The organism is Neobacillus cucumis, assembly GCF_002860255.1.
Taxonomy (GTDB): domain Bacteria; phylum Bacillota; class Bacilli; order Bacillales; family Cytobacillaceae; genus Neobacillus; species Neobacillus cucumis_A.
The window spans coordinates 41,585-58,573 of the sequence record NZ_PGVE01000072.1; the positions used below are offsets into that span (position 1 = coordinate 41,585).

The window sequence follows — 16,989 nt, forward strand, 5'->3', positions numbered from 1 at the left end:
CAGGAGGTGTATTCCTCACTTTAAAACAAAAAGTGAGGAGACTATTGATCCTTATTAATTTGATAGTAATCGCAATTCTAATTGCATTAACGGCATTTTTCGTATCATATGAATTTGCTATTGTAAAAATCCGTGGTACACGAATTGATCAACTAGTTGCTGAAGGGAATAAAAATGCCATCGCAGCTAAAAAGATTGTATCTAACTTAGATGAATATTTATCAGCTTGTCAGTTGGGTATTACGGTAACAGCATTAGGTTTAGGCTGGTTAGGTGAACCGACGGTAGAGCATATTCTTCATCCATTGTTGGTTAGCTTAAACCTCCCTGAGTCTGCTTCAGCTATTGCTTCATTTATTATTGCATTTGCATCGGTTACTTTTATTCACGTCGTAGTGGGAGAACTTGCACCTAAAACTTTGGCTATCCAAAAAGCAGAAAAGGTCACATTGCTCCTTGCTAGACCAATGATCCTTTTTTATAAAGTAATGTATCCTTTTATTAAAGCACTCAACGGCTCTGCTCGATTAATTGTCGGGATGTTTGGATTAAAACCGGCTTCTGAACATGAAGCTGCACACTCTGAAGAAGAACTACAATTGATCATTACTGAAAGTTATAAGAGTGGAGAAATTAATCAATCTGAATTTAAATATGTGAATAACATTTTTGAATTTGATGATCGAATTGCGAAAGAGATCATGGTTCCTCGTACTGAAATCGTTGCTTTCGATAAATCTCAAACGTTAGCAGAATGCCTAGAAATTGTAAAGAATGAAAATTATACAAGGTATCCAGTTATCGATGGTGAAAAAGATAATATAGTCGGAATGGTCAATATGAAAGAGATTCTGACAGATTATATTATCAACAATAATCTAGAAATTTCAATTGAACATTACGTACGCCCTGTCATCCAGGTGATTGAATCCATTGCCATACACGATTTGTTGCTTAAAATGCAGAAAGATCGCATTCATATGGCCATCCTAATGGATGAATATGGCGGAACAGCTGGATTAGTAACGGTCGAGGATATTCTTGAGGAAATTGTCGGTGAAATTCGTGATGAATTTGATGCCGATGAGGTCCCTGAAATTAATAAGATTAATGAAAATAAAACCATCGTAGATGGAAAAGTCTTAATTGAAGAAGTGAATGATTTATTCGGACTTGATCTAGATGATACGGATATTGATACCATCGGTGGGTGGATATTATCACAAAAAATGGACCTTGCCGAAGGTGAAAGGATCCATCACGGTAATTACCAATTTAAAGTGCTTGAAGTAGATGGTTACCATATCAAGTCATTAGAAATTGTAAGAACTTCAAACCTAGAAGCTCATGCTTAATTTAGCTCCCTCTCTATGAAGAGGGAGTTTTTTAATTAAAAATGTTTTTCATAATAGGTTGTTAAGAAAAAGAGAATTGGTGAACCAACTCTCTTTTCTTACCTTATATTTTTAATTCAATCAATGGACGAGTAAATTTTTGAATCAAATAATTACCTAATAATAAACATACCCCTAAAGAAAAGACCATCAATGTTAAGTAATGATCGGATATACCATTTAATGTCTCATCAGAGAGAATGGTTTGAATCGTCTTAATAATAAATCCATGAAGAAGATATACATATAAGGTTCTTTGACCGATCACAGTCATTTTAAATCCTTGTGACGGGACAATCGCCAAGAATCCGTAAATAACAATAATTGTAACTACATATTGAGAACCCCGTATCAAACCATCGATCATTTCCTTCGAACCCATATCAGCATATGAAGTATCTCCAAGTAACCATGGTATGGCCTCTTTTGGGAAGAATAGACCAATTAAAATCATCGTACTTAAGAGAACGGAAAACCCAATGACAGTTGAATGTTTTACTTTTTTAACTAGTTTAAAGTGCTTTTGTTCTAATAAAAATCCTAAAAGAAAATAAGGGAAAAATACAAAGGTTCTTGATAGTGATAAATAGCTTCCCACATGATCGAAATAACCGATGCCTACTCCGATTGCGGCTGCTATGACTAACCCAAACCATTTTAATCTAGCAAAGACATAAAGGAGTACATTCCAACTAAATAAGCTAAGTAAAAACCAAAGCGTCCAATGAGGCTGGAAAAGGTCAAATTTAAGTGTAGATACCTGTCCGTTCCCATAATAAAAAAGAGAATAAATCACTTGAAAGATCAAATAAGGTAACAGGATTTTCTTAACTGTTTTTATGAAATACCCCTTCTTATGAAATCCTTTAGAAAAGTATCCAGAAATGAGAATGAAGGCAGGCATATGAAAAAGAAATATGACCGAGTAGATAGAAAATAATATATCGTCATTGCTCTTTAATGGGCTAATCACATGTCCAAACACGACTAAGAAAATCAAGAAGAATTTTGCGTTATCGAAGTATAGACTTCTACTTAAAGACGAAGCCATTTTTGTAAAACACCTCCATGTCAGATTGTATTTATGTAAATATAAATTTTAAAAATCCCATATGATTATAACCTTGTTATTACCCATTTCAAGGAGGGAATAAACTACCAATCCACTAATGGTCAAAAGGAATGTGCCATCTAAATCGCTTCAACCATTGCTAGTATACAATTCAATTGTTACAAGTTAATGAATAAATGATAAAAAAAGTTTATGAATTCATTAATTTATCTTATAGTTAATCATTAAATCATTGTGAAAATAATAATAAACCCTCTTGTGTAAAAAGATAATCTTTTACACAAGAGGGTTTATTTATTTTATTTAAACGTTATTTGACCTTTTTGATTATTGAAAAATTACCGTTTTATCAATATTTCCCATTACCTTTGGAACAATATAGAGAAATAGGTTGGGGGAGGTTAGTAGATGGAAATGAAGCAAGTGTTGGAGGCATTAAAAAAAGGGAATAAATCTTCAGCATTAGCTATGACGGGAAACATGTTTATTGCTGTTACCGAGTTTATAGCTGGAGTACTAAGTGGTAGTGGAGCCATGTTTGCAGCGGCTATGCACTCTTTAGGAGATGCAGTGAACCAAGGTTTCATTTTTATGGGCAGTGTTTTATCACAAAAAAAACCGTCAAAACGATTTCCAAATGGGTTTGAATCTTTGAACCATATTTTTAGTATAATCGCGGCATTGGTTGTTTTAACGATGGCCTTTGAAACCATCCATGAGGGATGTCATTTAATAAAACACCCTTCTGAGCCAAGGAGTGGCCTGATTATGAACGTTTTGATTTTAATATTGAATCTAGTTATTGATGGGTTCGTATTAATAAAAGCAATGAAAGAAATAAATCAAGATGCTAGGGTAACTGGTAAAGGATTCAGTTTAGTGATTGAATCATTTAAAAATGTGAGTAAAGCCACTCCGCCAACAAGATTTGTCTTCTACGAAGATCTTGTTTCAGTGACTAGTGCGTTGTTAGCCTTAATTGCAGTAGTCATTACCTCTAGTACAAACATTCATATTGTAGATGGGGTTTTTACTGTGAGTATCGGATTGTTAATGCTTGGGGTATCTTTACGAGTGGCTTATGACAATATAGTTGAACTAATTGGAAGTTCTCCTCTCATGAACGACCAATACCATGAATAATCCGTAGGTTATTGATAATATTTTATGAATTGGAAAAAGATAGTCTTAGGAAAGGAGGGAATGGGTATGTACGTGAAAAAGTGTTTAACTCCATTGGTCGTTTCACTTGCGATAATTGTGGTTGCGACAACTTCAGGCTCACTCAGTGTATTTGCCGAATCCGGTGCCTTCACACAGCCTATCGAGTCAGTGAAAGCGATGGAGATCGGGTTGAACGATGATTACTTTAATCCGAAAGATATCACCATTCCGAATGGAAGAACGACAACGTTGATATTGAAAAACAAAGGCAGGAAAAAGCATACCTTCACAGTGGAAAAGCTCGCAATTGATGTCGAAGTCCAGGCGGGACAAGAAAAAACCATTACCGTGAAACCGAAAGAGCCAGGTACATATGATTTGATCTGCCGGTACCATTTTCAGGAAGGAATGGCTGGGAAAGTAATAGTGAAATAACCAAGCAGGGCCAATCGGCCTTGCTTTTTTTTTATGTATTTCTTAAGCTAACGAGCAGGATTTTGGAATAATATTTGTCTTTTCCTTATAACTTTACTTACTATTAATCTAAAATAATTTTTGGAAAAGTGAAATAAATATGGCGCTGATTCGACTAATTTATGAGTAAAAAAATCGGAGGGAAAATGGAGTTGACCAGCTGATGATTAGCAACAAAATTTCGGAATGGTTTTACATGTACAATAAAGATATATACCATTTTTTGGTTTATTACATCGGTTCAGGTGATGTAGAAGATCTGGTCCAAGAAGTATTTATTCGAGCGATTAAAGGTTTTGATACTTATCAGGAAAAATCAAGTCCAAAAACCTGGCTTTTTTCGATCGCTCGCCATGTGGGGATAGATGAAATTAGAAAAAGGAAGCGTTTAAGGAAGAAGCAAATAATCGGGTTTCGGGATGAGGAAACGGATAAGGAAACACCTGAGAAAATTCTCCAATTAAATGAAGATAACAGGCTGCTTTATCAAGCGATCCAATCTTTAAAAGCAAATTATCGAGATGTAATTATCCTTAGAGGGATTAAAGAACTCTCTGTTTCTGAAACAGCATCCATATTAAATTGGGATGAAAATAAGGTTCGGATAACCTATCATCGTGCGTTAAAGACGCTACAAAAAGTAAAGGAGGATTTTCTTTATGAAAGATAATGAGAAACTTATTGATTTAGAGAGAAAAATTCGATCATTCCCAGAACCAGATTATGATAAAAAGTTTTCAAAAGAAACCCAAGATATCATCCATGAAAACCTTTTACAATTTGCAAGTTCCTATGAGAAGAAGAAAAAGGGGAGAGCAATAATGAAAAAGATGACAGTAGGTTTAGTTAGTGTAGCGGCAGTTGTGTTATTCGCTATTCTTACGATTCCCATAACGAAAGATAGTCCATCAAGTCATCATTCAAATAAACAAGGGCAACAAAGTAAAGAACCAATTACAAAAGATGAGAACAAACCGGCAAATGATAAAGAGTCAAATAATCAAAACAAACCAGCAGATGACAAAGAGTCAAATAATCAAAACAAACCAGCAGATGATAAAGAGTCAAATAATCAGAACAATCCGGCTACCGATACGATTATTTATGAAAATACAGAATATGGATTTACCTTTACGTTACCAAAAAGTTGGGAGGGTTATCAGATTGTAACGGATACTTGGGAAGGTATTTCTACGGATCAAAATACAGTAATTGAAAAGGGTCCAATTCTTTTAATTAGACATCCCGACTGGACGGCGGAAAAACCGAGACAAGATATTCCGATTATGGTATTTACACATGATCAATGGTCCTCACTTCAAAAGGAGGAATATCATATTGGTGCAGCTCCTATTGGCCCAACCATGCTGGGACAAAATGATGAATATGTATTCGCACTTCCAGCTAGATATAACTATGCATTTCTAGAGGGGTATCAAGAAGTTGAAAAAATTTTAGAAAACAATCCGATGGAAACAAAATAATGTAGAAATAGATACAAATAAATAGGGCTTGAGTGGAAGAAGGGCTGGGACGTGACAGCTCTTTTTTCGTTCTTCAGTACTCGGGGAGTTCAGTGAAAAGAATACCATTGGAGAAACTTTGTAATAATAATCTTAGTATTCATCTTGGCACAAAATCAAACCATTATTTAGGAGGTATAATCACTTGATAAAGCGTAAAGTGGGCATGGCATTATCGCTTTTGCTTGCAGCTGGAACTCTTTTAGGCGCATGCGGAAAAAATAATGACGGTGCAAAAAATAATGCGGGTAACAAAACCAAAACGTTCTCAGTAGGAATGGTTACTGATATTGGAGGTGTTGATGACAAATCATTTAACCAATCTGCATGGGAAGGTCTTCAAGCCTTTGGGAAAGAAAATAATTTATCTAAAGGGAAAGGCGGATACGATTATATTCAATCCACTTCTGATGCTGATTATGTAACAAATTTAAATACTCTTTCACGTCAAGGGTACGATTTAGTTTTTGGTATTGGTTTTTTAATGCAAGGTGCAGTGGATGAAGTGGCAAAACAACAAAAAGATACTAAATTTGCCATTATTGATTCTGAAGTAAAAGAGCCAAATGTTGCTAGTGTTCTTTTTAAGGAGCAAGAAGCAGCTTTCCTTGCTGGGGTTGCAGCTGCACTTACAACGAAGACTAATCATATTGGTTTTATCGGAGGTATGGAAAATGCAGTAATTGAGCGATTCGAAGCTGGTTACTTAGCGGGAGTTAAAGCTACAAAACCTTCAGTAAAAGTCGATGTTCAATATGCAGGTGCTTTTGACAAATCGGAGGCTGGCCAATCAATCGCTTCTAAAATGTATTCTACTGGTGCGGATGTGATTTTTCACGCAGCTGGAGCTACAGGCAATGGGTTATTTAAGGAAGCAGTTGATTTAAAGAAAAGAGACCCGAACCGAAACGTTTGGGCAATAGGTGTAGATCGTGATCAAAATGACATGGGTCCAGATGTAGTTCTAACATCAGCTCTTAAGCGTGTTGATATAGCTGTACAAGATACAGCCAAAAAAGCACAAAATGGGGACTTCCCTGGTGGAAAGGACATTCTTTACGGATTAGCAGAAGATGGTGTAGGGTTATCTCCTATAAATGCAAAAGCTGCCAATAAAGATGCAATTAATAAAGCTGTTACCGATTGGACAGGTAAAATTAAGTCTGGAGCAATAAAAGTTCCTGGAACTCTTGCTGAATTTAAAACATTTTCTCCAAAATAATGGAAGGATAAAAAGGGTTACTCGTTGTAGCCCTTTTTTTGTTTTATGAACAGGTGCTGCTTTATTAAAATAACTTTAGACCAAGCATTCCAGAAATCTTCTCATATTTTGATTCCTAAAAGTAAAGTCATGCATTCACCTTTACCCCTCTCTCGAGTGAGAGCGGGGTAAAGTGGTTATTCAACGGGAGGTGTAATGAACGATAAAAAAAGTGCTAATGAAGCCAATGCCTATAAGAAAAGAAATGAACGGCAAATCACGGTCAGATGACTTTTTAAATATAATGACCGCTAAAACAAACGAGATTACGGTACCGAAAAGTAAAATTCTATTTATCCACATAAATAAAAAACTATCTAACCACTGCACAGAAATTCTCCTTCTAGTTTAATAAATCAACTTCATCAGGCCTATTTAGCCGCAAGAATTACAGTTAGGGCTTAATAATTACATTATAAAATTAAATCATTAAGTTCGAATGAATAGTATGTAAACGTTTTATTAAGGTTTTCTCTTGTTTGTAAAAGTTAAGTAAATTGGATTAGTTATTCTAGTTGGGAAAATTTTATAATTTTAATCATTCTTAACATTCACCTAACATTGGTGTGGTATTTTATGGAGGACAACATAAAAAGGAGTGATCGAAATGAAACGTCAAGGCTTTACCATTTTTGCATTCGTTCTTTTGCTTTTGTCTGCCACTCTCATCTATGCCACACCGTATGTTTCAGCCGAGAATGCACTGGATCCAGCTCCCCAACTGCAGCCAGTTGGAACAGCGAATGGCAAGAAGATTTTATTTGATAATACACATGGACAAACAGCCGGTGCAGCAGACTGGGTATTGAATGGGGGATTTTCTGATTTTGCCAATTCCCTGGCAAACAAAGGCTATTATGCAAAAGAGTTGCGAAAAACCACTCCGATTACCTATGAAGACTTACAAGGCTACAATGTGTTCATCATAGGAGAAGCAAATATTCCTTACAAAACCTCCGAACAAGCCGCTATGATCCAGTATGTGCAAAATGGCGGAAGTATCTTTTTTATTGGGGATCATTATAATGCGGACCGCAACAAAAACCGTTGGGATGCTTCCGAAGTCTTTAATGGCTATCGCAGAGGGGCGTATTCCAATCCGACAAAAGGAATGACCACAGAAGAGGCTTCGTCTGCAGCAATGCAGGGTGTAACAGGATCAGACTGGCTGGCAACTAACTTTGGGATCCGATACCGATATAATGCGATTGGAGATGTTACTGCCAATGATATCGTTGCACCTAGTCAAGCCTTTGGAATCACAAGTGGTGTTTCCACTGTGGCCATGCATGCAGGTTCCACATTAGCTATTACGGACCCTAACAAAGCAAAAGGAATTGTCTATCTTCCCCCAACAACGGTAGCTTGGGGAAATGCTGTCGATCAAGGTGTATATAATGGCGGGGGCAGAGCAGAGGGTCCTTATGCAGCGGTTTCCAAGCTAGGATTAGGAAAAGCTGCATTTATCGGCGATTCTTCTCCTGTCGAAGATGCTACTCCAAAATATTTACGTGAAGAAACAGGATCAACAAAGACCACGTATGATGGTTTTAAAGAACAGAATGATAGTACGTTACTCGTAAATATCGTCGACTGGTTAGCAAAACAGGAAAGTTATACAGCCTTATCCCAGGTCAGCGGATTGCAGTTGGACCAACGAACGACTTTGTTATCAATGGAAAATCCTGAGACATCCACGGAGCCCGTAGCAGAACCGTGGGCTGCACCTGCGTCAGGTTATAAGTGGTATGATCCGTCCACATTTAAGTCCGGGTCCTATGGCTACGGTTCAAGCGGAGGTTCGGTAGGGACCATAAACTTGAATGAAAAGTTTGAGTCCGGAACCAAAACTGCGTATTCTGCAGGAAATGTATCTCTGGCAAGTGGTTCATGGTATTTTGATAATGCTCTTATTGGGAATTTATCTAGCGATAAGAAAACGGGCTTACAGTCTGCCCGGGTGCGGGCTCCCGGAAAAATTTCGATGAATTTTGATGTGAACGGAGCAAAAAGTGTACAAATTTCTCATGCTAATTTCAGTACCGACAGCGGGGCAAATTGGCAGCTGCAAATGTCTACGAATGGTGGCTCGACATGGACTAACGTTGGCAGTACGAATACAAGTTCAACCTCTTTAACAGTTAAAACTTTTACCCTTACCCAAACAGCTCCAGTTCGGTTCAGGATTGTGGTTTCAGGTACAACGGGAAGTAGAATCAATTTTGATGATTTTGTGATAAGTAATTAATCCTTGTTATAAGTGACAACGTTCAAGGTGCCAGGACCTCTATTAGTAGAGGATCCTAGCATTTTTTTATATCATCTTTAAAAATTTTAAAATGGCATACTGTAGTAGTGCCAAAATGAATAAATAGGAAAAGTTATAGAACGTAAATTTGGTTAAGTATTTTTTCCCTTCGCTTGGATTGGATTGAATATACAATTTATATGAAATGACACTGGCTAGGGAAGCAATGATCGTTCCAAGTCCCCCGATATTTACGCCTAACAACAAAGGTTTCCAATCCGTTGTGAAGTGGGAGAGAAGAATGGAGGCAGGTACATTACTAATCAATTGGCTGAAAAAAATAGAACTAAAAAAGACAGAACCCGCGTCATTTAAGCTTTTACCTGCAAAAGTCTGTACGACTTCAGTATGAGATATATTTCCTATAAAAATAAAAAAGCAGATAAAAGTTATAAGTAATAAATAATCAATCTTGAGCAATAATTTTTTATTTAATAAAAGGGAAAACATAAATGTGATAATAAAGGCAATCTGATCATTTAAAATGCCAAAAATAGAAGCAATAATAATGATAAGTGCCATAACCCAAATCGTCGCTTTTTTCCCATCTCCAATCATAACCGGATTAAGGTCTACCCTTAGTTTAGATCCCTTTAGTCTTCGAATATGAAAATAGAGAGAACTGATCCCAAGAACAGCCATAAAGATCACCGTTGTAAAAAAAGACATCGGATGAATTCCAAAATAAGAATAAATAAACAAATTTTGCGGGTTTCCCATTGGTGTTAAACTGCTGCCGATGTTTGCAGCTATGGTTTGAAGAATCACTGTTTCCATCATGGGAATGTTTGTCTTTTGGCTAATGACTAGAGCCAAAGGTACAAAAGTAAGCAAGGCTACATCGTTGGTCACAATCATGGAGCTAAAGAAACATAACAAAATAAGGATGGCTGAAACCGATTTACTATGCTTACATTTATTTAAAAGGCTGATAGCTAATTTATCCAAAACCTTCAGTTCTTCAAAAGCTTTAATGGCAAGCATTAAATTAAATAAAGAAATCAGAACATGGAAATTAATATACTGCAGTTTTGGCGGCTGAATGAGACAGCTTAGTGCGGCTAGAACTAGGGAAATGGTGAAGACCAGATCTTTTTTTAGTAAACCAAATGGGATGGCAAATTTATTTTTTTGTTGAATCAATACAGTTTCTTTCACAGTACTATCACCTACACACTATCCTTATGATTCTCAAAATCTAACCTTATGATTCTATCACGTTCTCTTGTCGTTGGGTAGCTTGCTTTACAAAACAAGAAAAATAGAGACTTAATAAAACTCTTTACATTATATAAGAGGATAAAAAGTTAATTTCCCCAAATTTCTTTTAGAACATTCTCATTTGAAAAATAAGTTTGACACTTTTCATCAAATCATGATATAAGCAATAATAATAACAAATAATATGACGAATGCTCATAATAACTGGGGGAGTTGCAAATATGGTACATAGCAGCAAAATATTAGACTGTACAATCCGTGATGGCGGGCTAGTCAACAATTGGGATTTCAGTGTGGAATTTGTTCAGGACTTATATAATGGACTAAGTGAAGCCGGTGTTGAATATATGGAAATTGGCTACAAAAATTCCGCTAGGCTTCTTAATGCGAAGGAGCCTAATCCATGGAGATTTCTGGATGATAACTTTCTAAAAGAAATTATTCCAGAGAAAAAGTTCACGAAACTATCTGCTCTAGTAGATATTGGTCGTGTGGACCCGAAGGACATCCTGCCACGTGAGCAAAGCGTTTTGGATATGATCCGGGTGGCATGCTATGTCCGTGAAGTGGATAAAGGGTTAGAGCTTGTACAAATGTTTCATGATTTGGGTTATGAGACTTCCATTAACATCATGGCTTTATCTAGTGTACCTGAACATCAGCTGATTGAAGCCATGGAAATGGTGAAGGAAAGCCCTGTAGATGTTGTATATATCGTTGATTCCTTTGGAAGCTTGGACCCTGCAGGGATTGAGCATCAAGTAAAAAAATTTAAGTCATTGCTTCCTAACAAACAGCTTGGCATTCATACACATAATAATATGCAGTTAGCATTCGCCAATACATTAATGGCGTATCAAAATGGAGTAACCTTCTTAGATTCATCTGTTTATGGCATGGGACGTGCGGCAGGTAACTGTAATACAGAACTTCTCGTTAGTTATATTCAAAAATCAAGCTATGAAATGCGGCCAGTACTTGGCATAATAGAAAAGCACATGGTAGAAATGAGACAAAAGTGGGAGTGGGGCTATATCATTCCTTACATGATTTCTGGTGTGCTAAATGAACATCCACGTGTCGCAATGGCTTATCGCAATAGCGATGAACGTGACCAATTCGTCGATTTTTATGACAAGGTAACCACCCCAGAAGCTACATTAGCGACCGCTTCGAAGTAATTAGTTCAATGGAAATAAAAAGAAGTGCGAAGGGAATGGCACCCCAAAAGTTAGTGAAAAATTTAACTTTTGGGGTGTATTTTTATATAAAGAAATCATTTAACAAAAGGCAGAAATCCTTAATGTGGTTAAGGAATTTATTTATAAGGTCTATTTGAGCAATATGTTCCCTTTAAAGAAAGCTTAATAACTGAAAAATGACTTCCAACAGGAAGTCATATATTAGGAGGTTATTAACTTAAAGAAGTTATTTAGAGTAGGGGCAAATCTTACAATTTCTCCCGTATTGCTGCTTGTAATGGGACAGAAAATTGAGGAGGAGCTGACACACCAACTAATGAAGTTCCTACTGTGGTATAGGCAACATGAGGGGTTCGTTGAGTCTCACCAGCTCCACAACCAATTTGCAAAACTCCGCTATTAACAATCTCACCAATTTTCAAATAACGGAAATTAAAAGTTTGCTTTAGATGTCTATCCATTTTAATCACCTCTTACTAATGTATGATCTAGAGTTAGGTTCAATTCAGATTAAAATAATAACGCCAAAAGGAAATTGATTGACCAATAGTACCACTTCGAGACGAGTATTCCTATTTTATGATATTGTAGAATCTAACAATGGTGCCTGACACCAAGGAAAGGAGGCCGGCTATGCCCTCTTATATTGATAGCCCAGATGGTATTTTCCCTTCAGTTTGTTCACTAGACTGCCCGGATCAATGCGGGTTGCTTTTACATAAACAGAACGGAAAAATTATCAAAGTCGAAGGTGATCCAAATCATCCAGTCACCAAGGGTTTTATTTGCAACAAAGTTCGTTATATGACGGAACGAATCTATGATGAAAAACGGCTAAAGTATCCAATGAAGCGCCTTGGTGTAAAAGGAGAAGGGAAGTTTGTTCGAATAAGCTGGGAGGAAGCTATTGAGACGATTGCCACCCGCTGGAAGAAACTGATAAACAGTGAGGGTGCCGAAAGTATTCTGCCCTACAGCTTTTATGGAAATATGGGGAACCTTAGTGCGGAAGGAATGGACCGCCGCTTCTTCAATCGTCTGGGAGCCACTCAGCTTGACAGGAGTATCTGTAACTCAGCCGGTGCAGTTGGCTATAAATATACAATGGGAGGAAGTTTCGGAATCGATCCGGAGGATACCAGCCACACCAAGCTGTTTATTTTTTGGGGGATAAATGCAGTAAGTACCAACATGCACCAAGTTGCTCTTGCTCAAAAAGCAAGGAAACAAAATGGTGCTAAAATCATTGTGATTGATGTCCATAAAAACCAAACGGCTAGATTAGCAGACTGGTTTATTCCCATTTTACCGGGGACAGATACGGCTCTGGCTTTAGGGTTGATGAATATTTTATTTACTGAGAACATGGTGGATTCCTCATTTCTAGAACAATATACAGTCGGTCATGAGCAGCTGCGTGAACATGTTGTGCAGTATGACCCTGCTATTGTATCAGGCATTACCGGCATACCGGCGGAGGATATTATTCAATTGGCAAGGATGTATGGTAAAACTTCCCCTGCTTTTATTCGGATAGGAAATGGACCGCAGCACCACGACAATGGCGGTATGTTTGTGAGAACGATTTCCTGCCTCCCTGCGTTAACAGGACAGTGGTTAGTAAAAGGAGGAGGGGCAATCAAAGGAAATTCCGCTTACCTGGCCCATCATGCTGCTCATTTGCAACGGCCTGATTTGTTGAAAAATAAAAAAACGCGGGTGATTAATATGAACCTGCTGGGTGAAGCCTTGCTCACTTTAGATCCCCCTGTAAAATCACTCTATGTATATGGGAGTAATCCAGCCGTTGTGGCGCCAGCTGGCAATAAGGTTCGAAGAGGATTAGAGCGGGAAGACCTATTTACTGTTGTCCATGATTTATTTTTAACAGAAACGGCTAGATACGCAGACATTCTTCTACCGGCTACATCGTCCTTTGAAAACATGGATTTTTATACATCGTATTGGCATCACTATATTCAGCTTCAACAGCCTGTAATCGAACCATTCGAGGAAGCAAAGTCAAACATGGAGGTGTTCCGGCTGCTGGCTAAAGGAATGGGCTTCACTGAAACGGCTTTTGACGAAACAGAAGCAGAATTAATTAATCAATCACTAGCGAATCCCATGAATCCTTATATAAAAGAAATAAACTACGAAACCTTAACTGAACATCAATATTTAAAGGCAAAGGCGATATTTCCTGTCAGGCTCCCAACACCGAGTGGAAAAATCGAACTATATTCAGAAAAGATGAAACAGGACGGCTATCCTCCATTACCAACCTATGAACCTTTAAAAAATGACTCTCATCACCCCTTACAATTCATAGCGGGGCCGAATCATAGCTTTTTAAATTCAACCTTTGCAAACCAGACAACGCATGTTAGGTTCGAAAAAGAGCCTGAAGTGGTTTTAAATTCTTACGATGCCGAAAAATTGGGAGTGAAAAATGGAGAGAAGGTCCGGGTTTGGAACGACCAAGGGGAATGTATCCTTAAAGCGAGTGTTGGTGACGGCGTCCTTCCAGGTGTGGCAGTAACTCAAGGTCTTTGGGGAGCAGATAAAGGAACAAAACATCTGGTCAACTCGCTTACTCCAGACCGAATCGCAGACATGGGCGGAGGCGCCACTTTTTTTTCAGGGAGAGTTACCGTCGAAAAATTAACTGGTGCCTGACACCAAAAGACTGACTGATCCCTTATGCCTTGAGGAATGAGTTGTCTACCTGTAAAAATACCTGCCAGATAAAAACGGTGCTGTTTAAAAAATATTGAAATGGCCAAAGCAATGAAAGAATAAATGTTTCATTCCTCCTCAGGTCGGGTAGTTAAAATAAGGACAACCAATCAAAGGAGGAATTTCAATGTACGAACATGAAAAGAATTTGGTGGGAGTTTACGATACTGAACAAGAGGTTATTCAGGCGGTCGAAGATTTAAAACGACAGGGTTATGCCTCCGAAGATATTTCAGTTATCGGGAAAGACAAAGACGTTGTAAAAGACATTAATGATACTACTGGTACGACAACTGAAAAAAGTGCTCTTACGGGAGCTGCAACAGGCGGGGCACTTGGTGGAATATTAGGACTGCTTGCAGGCGTAGGTGCCCTTGCTATACCAGGAATCGGGCCTATTGTAGCGGCTGGGCCAATAGCTGCAACTCTTACTGGGGCAGCTGCCGGAGCGGGAGTAGGCGGCTTGGCAGGAGTTTTAATTGGATTAGGAATTCCTGAAGAGGAGGCGGACCGTTACGAAGGCTATGTAAAAGAAGGTAAATTCCTTGTTGTGGTGGAACGCCGACAAAACCGTCTAGGTGAAGGACAACGAGTGGATTCAAGTATAAACCAAAACGATACAGACGTAACCATAAAATCAAATGATCCATACAATACTCCGGTCACTTCGTTGAATCAAACAAATACGAACTTAGACAACAGAGAATTTTAAGGATTGAAGAGAAAAGGGTACTTGTCTCCAAACAACTGGAGGCGGTACCCTTTTTCATTGAATACAGTGCAGGAAACTAACATGGTTTTCTTGAATTATTTTGTAGTATACTATACGAAATACTGTGGTCTAATAATCGTTTAATAGGAAAAAGGATGGTGTATGATGGACAAGCTGCTTCCACCTGGGCAATTCGAAACAGAAAAATGGCCAATATTGCACAAAGGGGATATCCCCGTGTTTAATAAAACCTATTGGAATTTCAAGCTTTTTGGTGAGGTAAAAGAAGAAAAGATCTTATCCTATAAAGAATTCATGGAGCTGCCGAGGACCATCTCAACCGTTAACATGCATTGTGTTACTACCTGGTCAAAATTTGATACCACTTTTGAAGGCATTGCCCTTAGAGAATTATTAAAACTTGTGGAAATCGATGAAGAGGTTAAATACATAAAAATTTACGGTTACTATAATGGGGATAGATTTGGTTATTCTGCTAATTTGCCACTCGAGCCTTTATTAGGGGAGGATTCATTGTTTGTCTACCGTTGGAAGGATCAACATCATGATTGGCAGGATATAGATCCCAAACATGGTTATCCACTGCGGTTTATTCCGCCAGAAACATTTTATCTTTGGAAAGGCTCGAAATGGGTTTCAGGAATCGAGTTTATGAAAGAAGATGAGGCCGGTTTTTGGGAAGAGTTTGGCTATTCGATGACAGCCAATCCATTTAAAGAAGAACGGTACCGCTAGCATATTCAGCTATGTTTCAAAGGGGGTACGCGATCCTTCTCTTTTAGAATGCTTTGCTTCAAAAAAGAAGCAAGGCATTTTCTTATTGGGGTAACGGTCACTAATGGACATTAATTAAAAGAAATGATGAAAAATAGACATAATCAACCTGCCTAAAAGACCAAAAAAACCTACAAGTAACCTCCATAACAAACCAAAAATACCCTCAATAAGACACTCGGTGATTTTTTCAAATAGATAATGACGTATTTTTTTCTGGTGTTTTTTCTTTTCTTTAAATGGTTTCATCTGAAGTAACCTCTATACAACAAATAGGTATATTTTTATAAATATCCATTACTATTTTTTATAATAGTGTTTGCAAAAACTAAGGCGTTAATCCTGCAGGATTAACACCTTTTTTGCAGCATTTTGTTCTAAAAGTAATACTGAATGAAAGAAAGACGAAATATGATCATGGGTTTTCAGATTTATAATTCCTTCGAAGACAATGGCAAGAACAGCTTAATACCCCGTTTATTAAAGGGCAGTATTTTTAAATCAGCTATCAGATGACTGATATAACCGCCAATACAGGAATAGTAAACACCCTGTATCCCAAGTGAAGCCTCAAAATTAGAAGCAATGACCCCAAAGAAAACAACGCCTAAAATCGAATGGGTATAAGTGCGGTGAGAGCTAAAAGACGCTATGATAATGTAGATCCCCAGAAGAATTAACCAAAGTTCCGCTAATGAGACTCCTCCCGCCAGTACAGCCAAGCCTGTAATGGTTAACATATGTTTTTGCTTAATGAGAGAGGCAACAGCTATAATCAAACATCCGATTCCCCCCCCCAGCCATTTGTCTACCCCTGTTTTCTCAAAGTAACTAAATACGATCATCAACATTCCAATGATCAGGGCAGACAGTCGAATCACCTTATGTGACAAAGTAATTTTTCCGCGAAGCTTCCCGTCAATATCTAAATCAGGGATTAATCCCGAAATCCCTCCTAATCCAACGAACAACAATGTCGCAGACGGAGAGGTTTGGAATGCATTAGCAACTATAAATCCAGTTGCTGATCCAAGGACCGCGTGTGATGTACCATTCATTTTCATTCCACCTCAAATAAACATGTATGTATAAAAAAAATAGACATACCTATTTTACATCAAAAC

The 16,989-nt window shown here is 37.8% G+C and carries 15 protein-coding genes; 11 read left to right on the plus strand and 4 right to left on the minus strand.

Translation table 11 applies throughout. The annotated features are described in order from the left end of the window. Positions 1-44: 44 nt before the first annotated feature. Entirely contained in the window at positions 45-1,355 is a 1,311-nt protein-coding gene (locus CVD27_RS19700; protein WP_101649679.1) for a hemolysin family protein, read from the plus strand. 103 nt (positions 1,356-1,458) lie between these two features. Here CVD27_RS19700 and CVD27_RS19705 read toward each other — a convergent pair whose 3' ends face one another. Next, positions 1,459-2,445, minus strand: a complete 987-nt coding sequence (locus CVD27_RS19705; protein ID WP_101649681.1) for an acyltransferase family protein — start codon at positions 2,443-2,445, stop codon at positions 1,459-1,461. Between the two features lie 429 nt (positions 2,446-2,874). On the opposite strand from CVD27_RS19705, the gene CVD27_RS19710 reads away from it, so the two are divergent. The 6 genes from CVD27_RS19710 (at position 2,875) to CVD27_RS19735 (ending at position 9,136) form a co-directional block, all read left to right on the plus strand. Then, positions 2,875-3,609: a cation diffusion facilitator family transporter gene (locus tag CVD27_RS19710; protein WP_101649683.1), complete on the plus strand. Its 735-nt coding sequence runs from the start codon at positions 2,875-2,877 to the stop codon at positions 3,607-3,609. A gap of 66 nt (positions 3,610-3,675) precedes the next feature. Beyond that, on the plus strand, positions 3,676-4,065 hold the full coding sequence (locus CVD27_RS19715) for a cupredoxin domain-containing protein (RefSeq protein WP_101649685.1): 390 nt from the start codon (positions 3,676-3,678) through the stop codon (positions 4,063-4,065). A gap of 202 nt (positions 4,066-4,267) precedes the next feature. After that, positions 4,268-4,774 (plus strand): RNA polymerase sigma factor, encoded by a 507-nt coding sequence (locus CVD27_RS19720; RefSeq protein ID WP_101649687.1) that lies wholly within the window; start codon positions 4,268-4,270, stop codon positions 4,772-4,774. Beyond that, positions 4,764-5,588, plus strand: coding sequence for a hypothetical protein (locus CVD27_RS19725; RefSeq protein WP_101649689.1), 825 nt, complete (start codon positions 4,764-4,766; stop codon positions 5,586-5,588). The genes CVD27_RS19720 and CVD27_RS19725 overlap by 11 nt, the downstream gene beginning before the upstream one ends. Before the next feature lie 184 nt (positions 5,589-5,772). After that, the gene (locus tag CVD27_RS19730) at positions 5,773-6,849 is read left to right on the plus strand and encodes a BMP family lipoprotein (RefSeq protein WP_101649691.1); all 1,077 of its coding nucleotides are present in this window, start codon (positions 5,773-5,775) and stop codon (positions 6,847-6,849) included. A 646-nt stretch (positions 6,850-7,495) separates the two neighbouring features. Then, a complete protein-coding gene (locus CVD27_RS19735) occupies positions 7,496-9,136 on the plus strand; it encodes an Ig domain protein group 2 domain protein (protein WP_374703090.1) in 1,641 nt (546 codons plus the stop codon). A gap of 66 nt (positions 9,137-9,202) precedes the next feature. Here CVD27_RS19735 and CVD27_RS19740 read toward each other — a convergent pair whose 3' ends face one another. Then, a complete protein-coding gene (locus CVD27_RS19740) occupies positions 9,203-10,354 on the minus strand; it encodes an SLC13 family permease (protein ID WP_101649693.1) in 1,152 nt (383 codons plus the stop codon). A 284-nt stretch (positions 10,355-10,638) separates the two neighbouring features. Between CVD27_RS19740 and CVD27_RS19745 the strand changes: the two genes are divergently transcribed. Next, positions 10,639-11,598, plus strand: a complete 960-nt coding sequence (locus tag CVD27_RS19745) for an aldolase catalytic domain-containing protein (RefSeq protein ID WP_101649694.1) — start codon at positions 10,639-10,641, stop codon at positions 11,596-11,598. 269 nt (positions 11,599-11,867) lie between these two features. Here CVD27_RS19745 and CVD27_RS19750 read toward each other — a convergent pair whose 3' ends face one another. Continuing rightward, positions 11,868-12,080 (minus strand): hypothetical protein, encoded by a 213-nt coding sequence (locus tag CVD27_RS19750; protein WP_101649696.1) that lies wholly within the window; start codon positions 12,078-12,080, stop codon positions 11,868-11,870. A gap of 172 nt (positions 12,081-12,252) precedes the next feature. Between CVD27_RS19750 and CVD27_RS19755 the strand changes: the two genes are divergently transcribed. From CVD27_RS19755 to CVD27_RS19765, 3 genes are all read left to right on the plus strand, one after another. Next, positions 12,253-14,298, plus strand: coding sequence for a molybdopterin-containing oxidoreductase family protein (locus CVD27_RS19755; protein ID WP_101649698.1), 2,046 nt, complete (start codon positions 12,253-12,255; stop codon positions 14,296-14,298). A 187-nt stretch (positions 14,299-14,485) separates the two neighbouring features. After that, positions 14,486-15,070, plus strand: coding sequence for a general stress protein (locus CVD27_RS19760; RefSeq protein ID WP_101649700.1), 585 nt, complete (start codon positions 14,486-14,488; stop codon positions 15,068-15,070). A 165-nt stretch (positions 15,071-15,235) separates the two neighbouring features. Next, a complete protein-coding gene (locus CVD27_RS19765) occupies positions 15,236-15,826 on the plus strand; it encodes a molybdopterin-dependent oxidoreductase (protein ID WP_101649702.1) in 591 nt (196 codons plus the stop codon). 470 nt (positions 15,827-16,296) lie between these two features. Here the strand turns inward: CVD27_RS19765 and CVD27_RS19770 are convergent, their stop codons facing one another. Beyond that, positions 16,297-16,923 (minus strand): metal-dependent hydrolase, encoded by a 627-nt coding sequence (locus tag CVD27_RS19770; RefSeq protein ID WP_101649704.1) that lies wholly within the window; start codon positions 16,921-16,923, stop codon positions 16,297-16,299. Positions 16,924-16,989 lie beyond the last annotated feature (66 nt).

Bases quoted from the DNA above. Each gene is read 5' to 3' on its own strand.
- CVD27_RS19765 (WP_101649702.1), top strand. From the start codon at position 15,236: ATGGACAAGCTGCTTCCACCTGGGCAATTCGAAACAGAAAAATGGCCA.
- CVD27_RS19720 (WP_101649687.1), top strand. From the start codon at position 4,268: ATGATTAGCAACAAAATTTCGGAATGGTTTTACATGTACAATAAAGAT.
- CVD27_RS19725 (WP_101649689.1), top strand. From the start codon at position 4,764: ATGAAAGATAATGAGAAACTTATTGATTTAGAGAGAAAAATTCGATCA.
- CVD27_RS19755 (WP_101649698.1), top strand. From the start codon at position 12,253: ATGCCCTCTTATATTGATAGCCCAGATGGTATTTTCCCTTCAGTTTGT.
- CVD27_RS19750 (WP_101649696.1), bottom strand. From the start codon at position 12,080: ATGGATAGACATCTAAAGCAAACTTTTAATTTCCGTTATTTGAAAATT.
- CVD27_RS19735 (WP_374703090.1), top strand. From the start codon at position 7,496: ATGAAACGTCAAGGCTTTACCATTTTTGCATTCGTTCTTTTGCTTTTG.
- CVD27_RS19770 (WP_101649704.1), bottom strand. From the start codon at position 16,923: ATGAATGGTACATCACACGCGGTCCTTGGATCAGCAACTGGATTTATA.
- CVD27_RS19705 (WP_101649681.1), bottom strand. From the start codon at position 2,445: ATGGCTTCGTCTTTAAGTAGAAGTCTATACTTCGATAACGCAAAATTC.
- CVD27_RS19715 (WP_101649685.1), top strand. From the start codon at position 3,676: ATGTACGTGAAAAAGTGTTTAACTCCATTGGTCGTTTCACTTGCGATA.
- CVD27_RS19710 (WP_101649683.1), top strand. From the start codon at position 2,875: ATGGAAATGAAGCAAGTGTTGGAGGCATTAAAAAAAGGGAATAAATCT.
- CVD27_RS19760 (WP_101649700.1), top strand. From the start codon at position 14,486: ATGTACGAACATGAAAAGAATTTGGTGGGAGTTTACGATACTGAACAA.
- CVD27_RS19745 (WP_101649694.1), top strand. From the start codon at position 10,639: ATGGTACATAGCAGCAAAATATTAGACTGTACAATCCGTGATGGCGGG.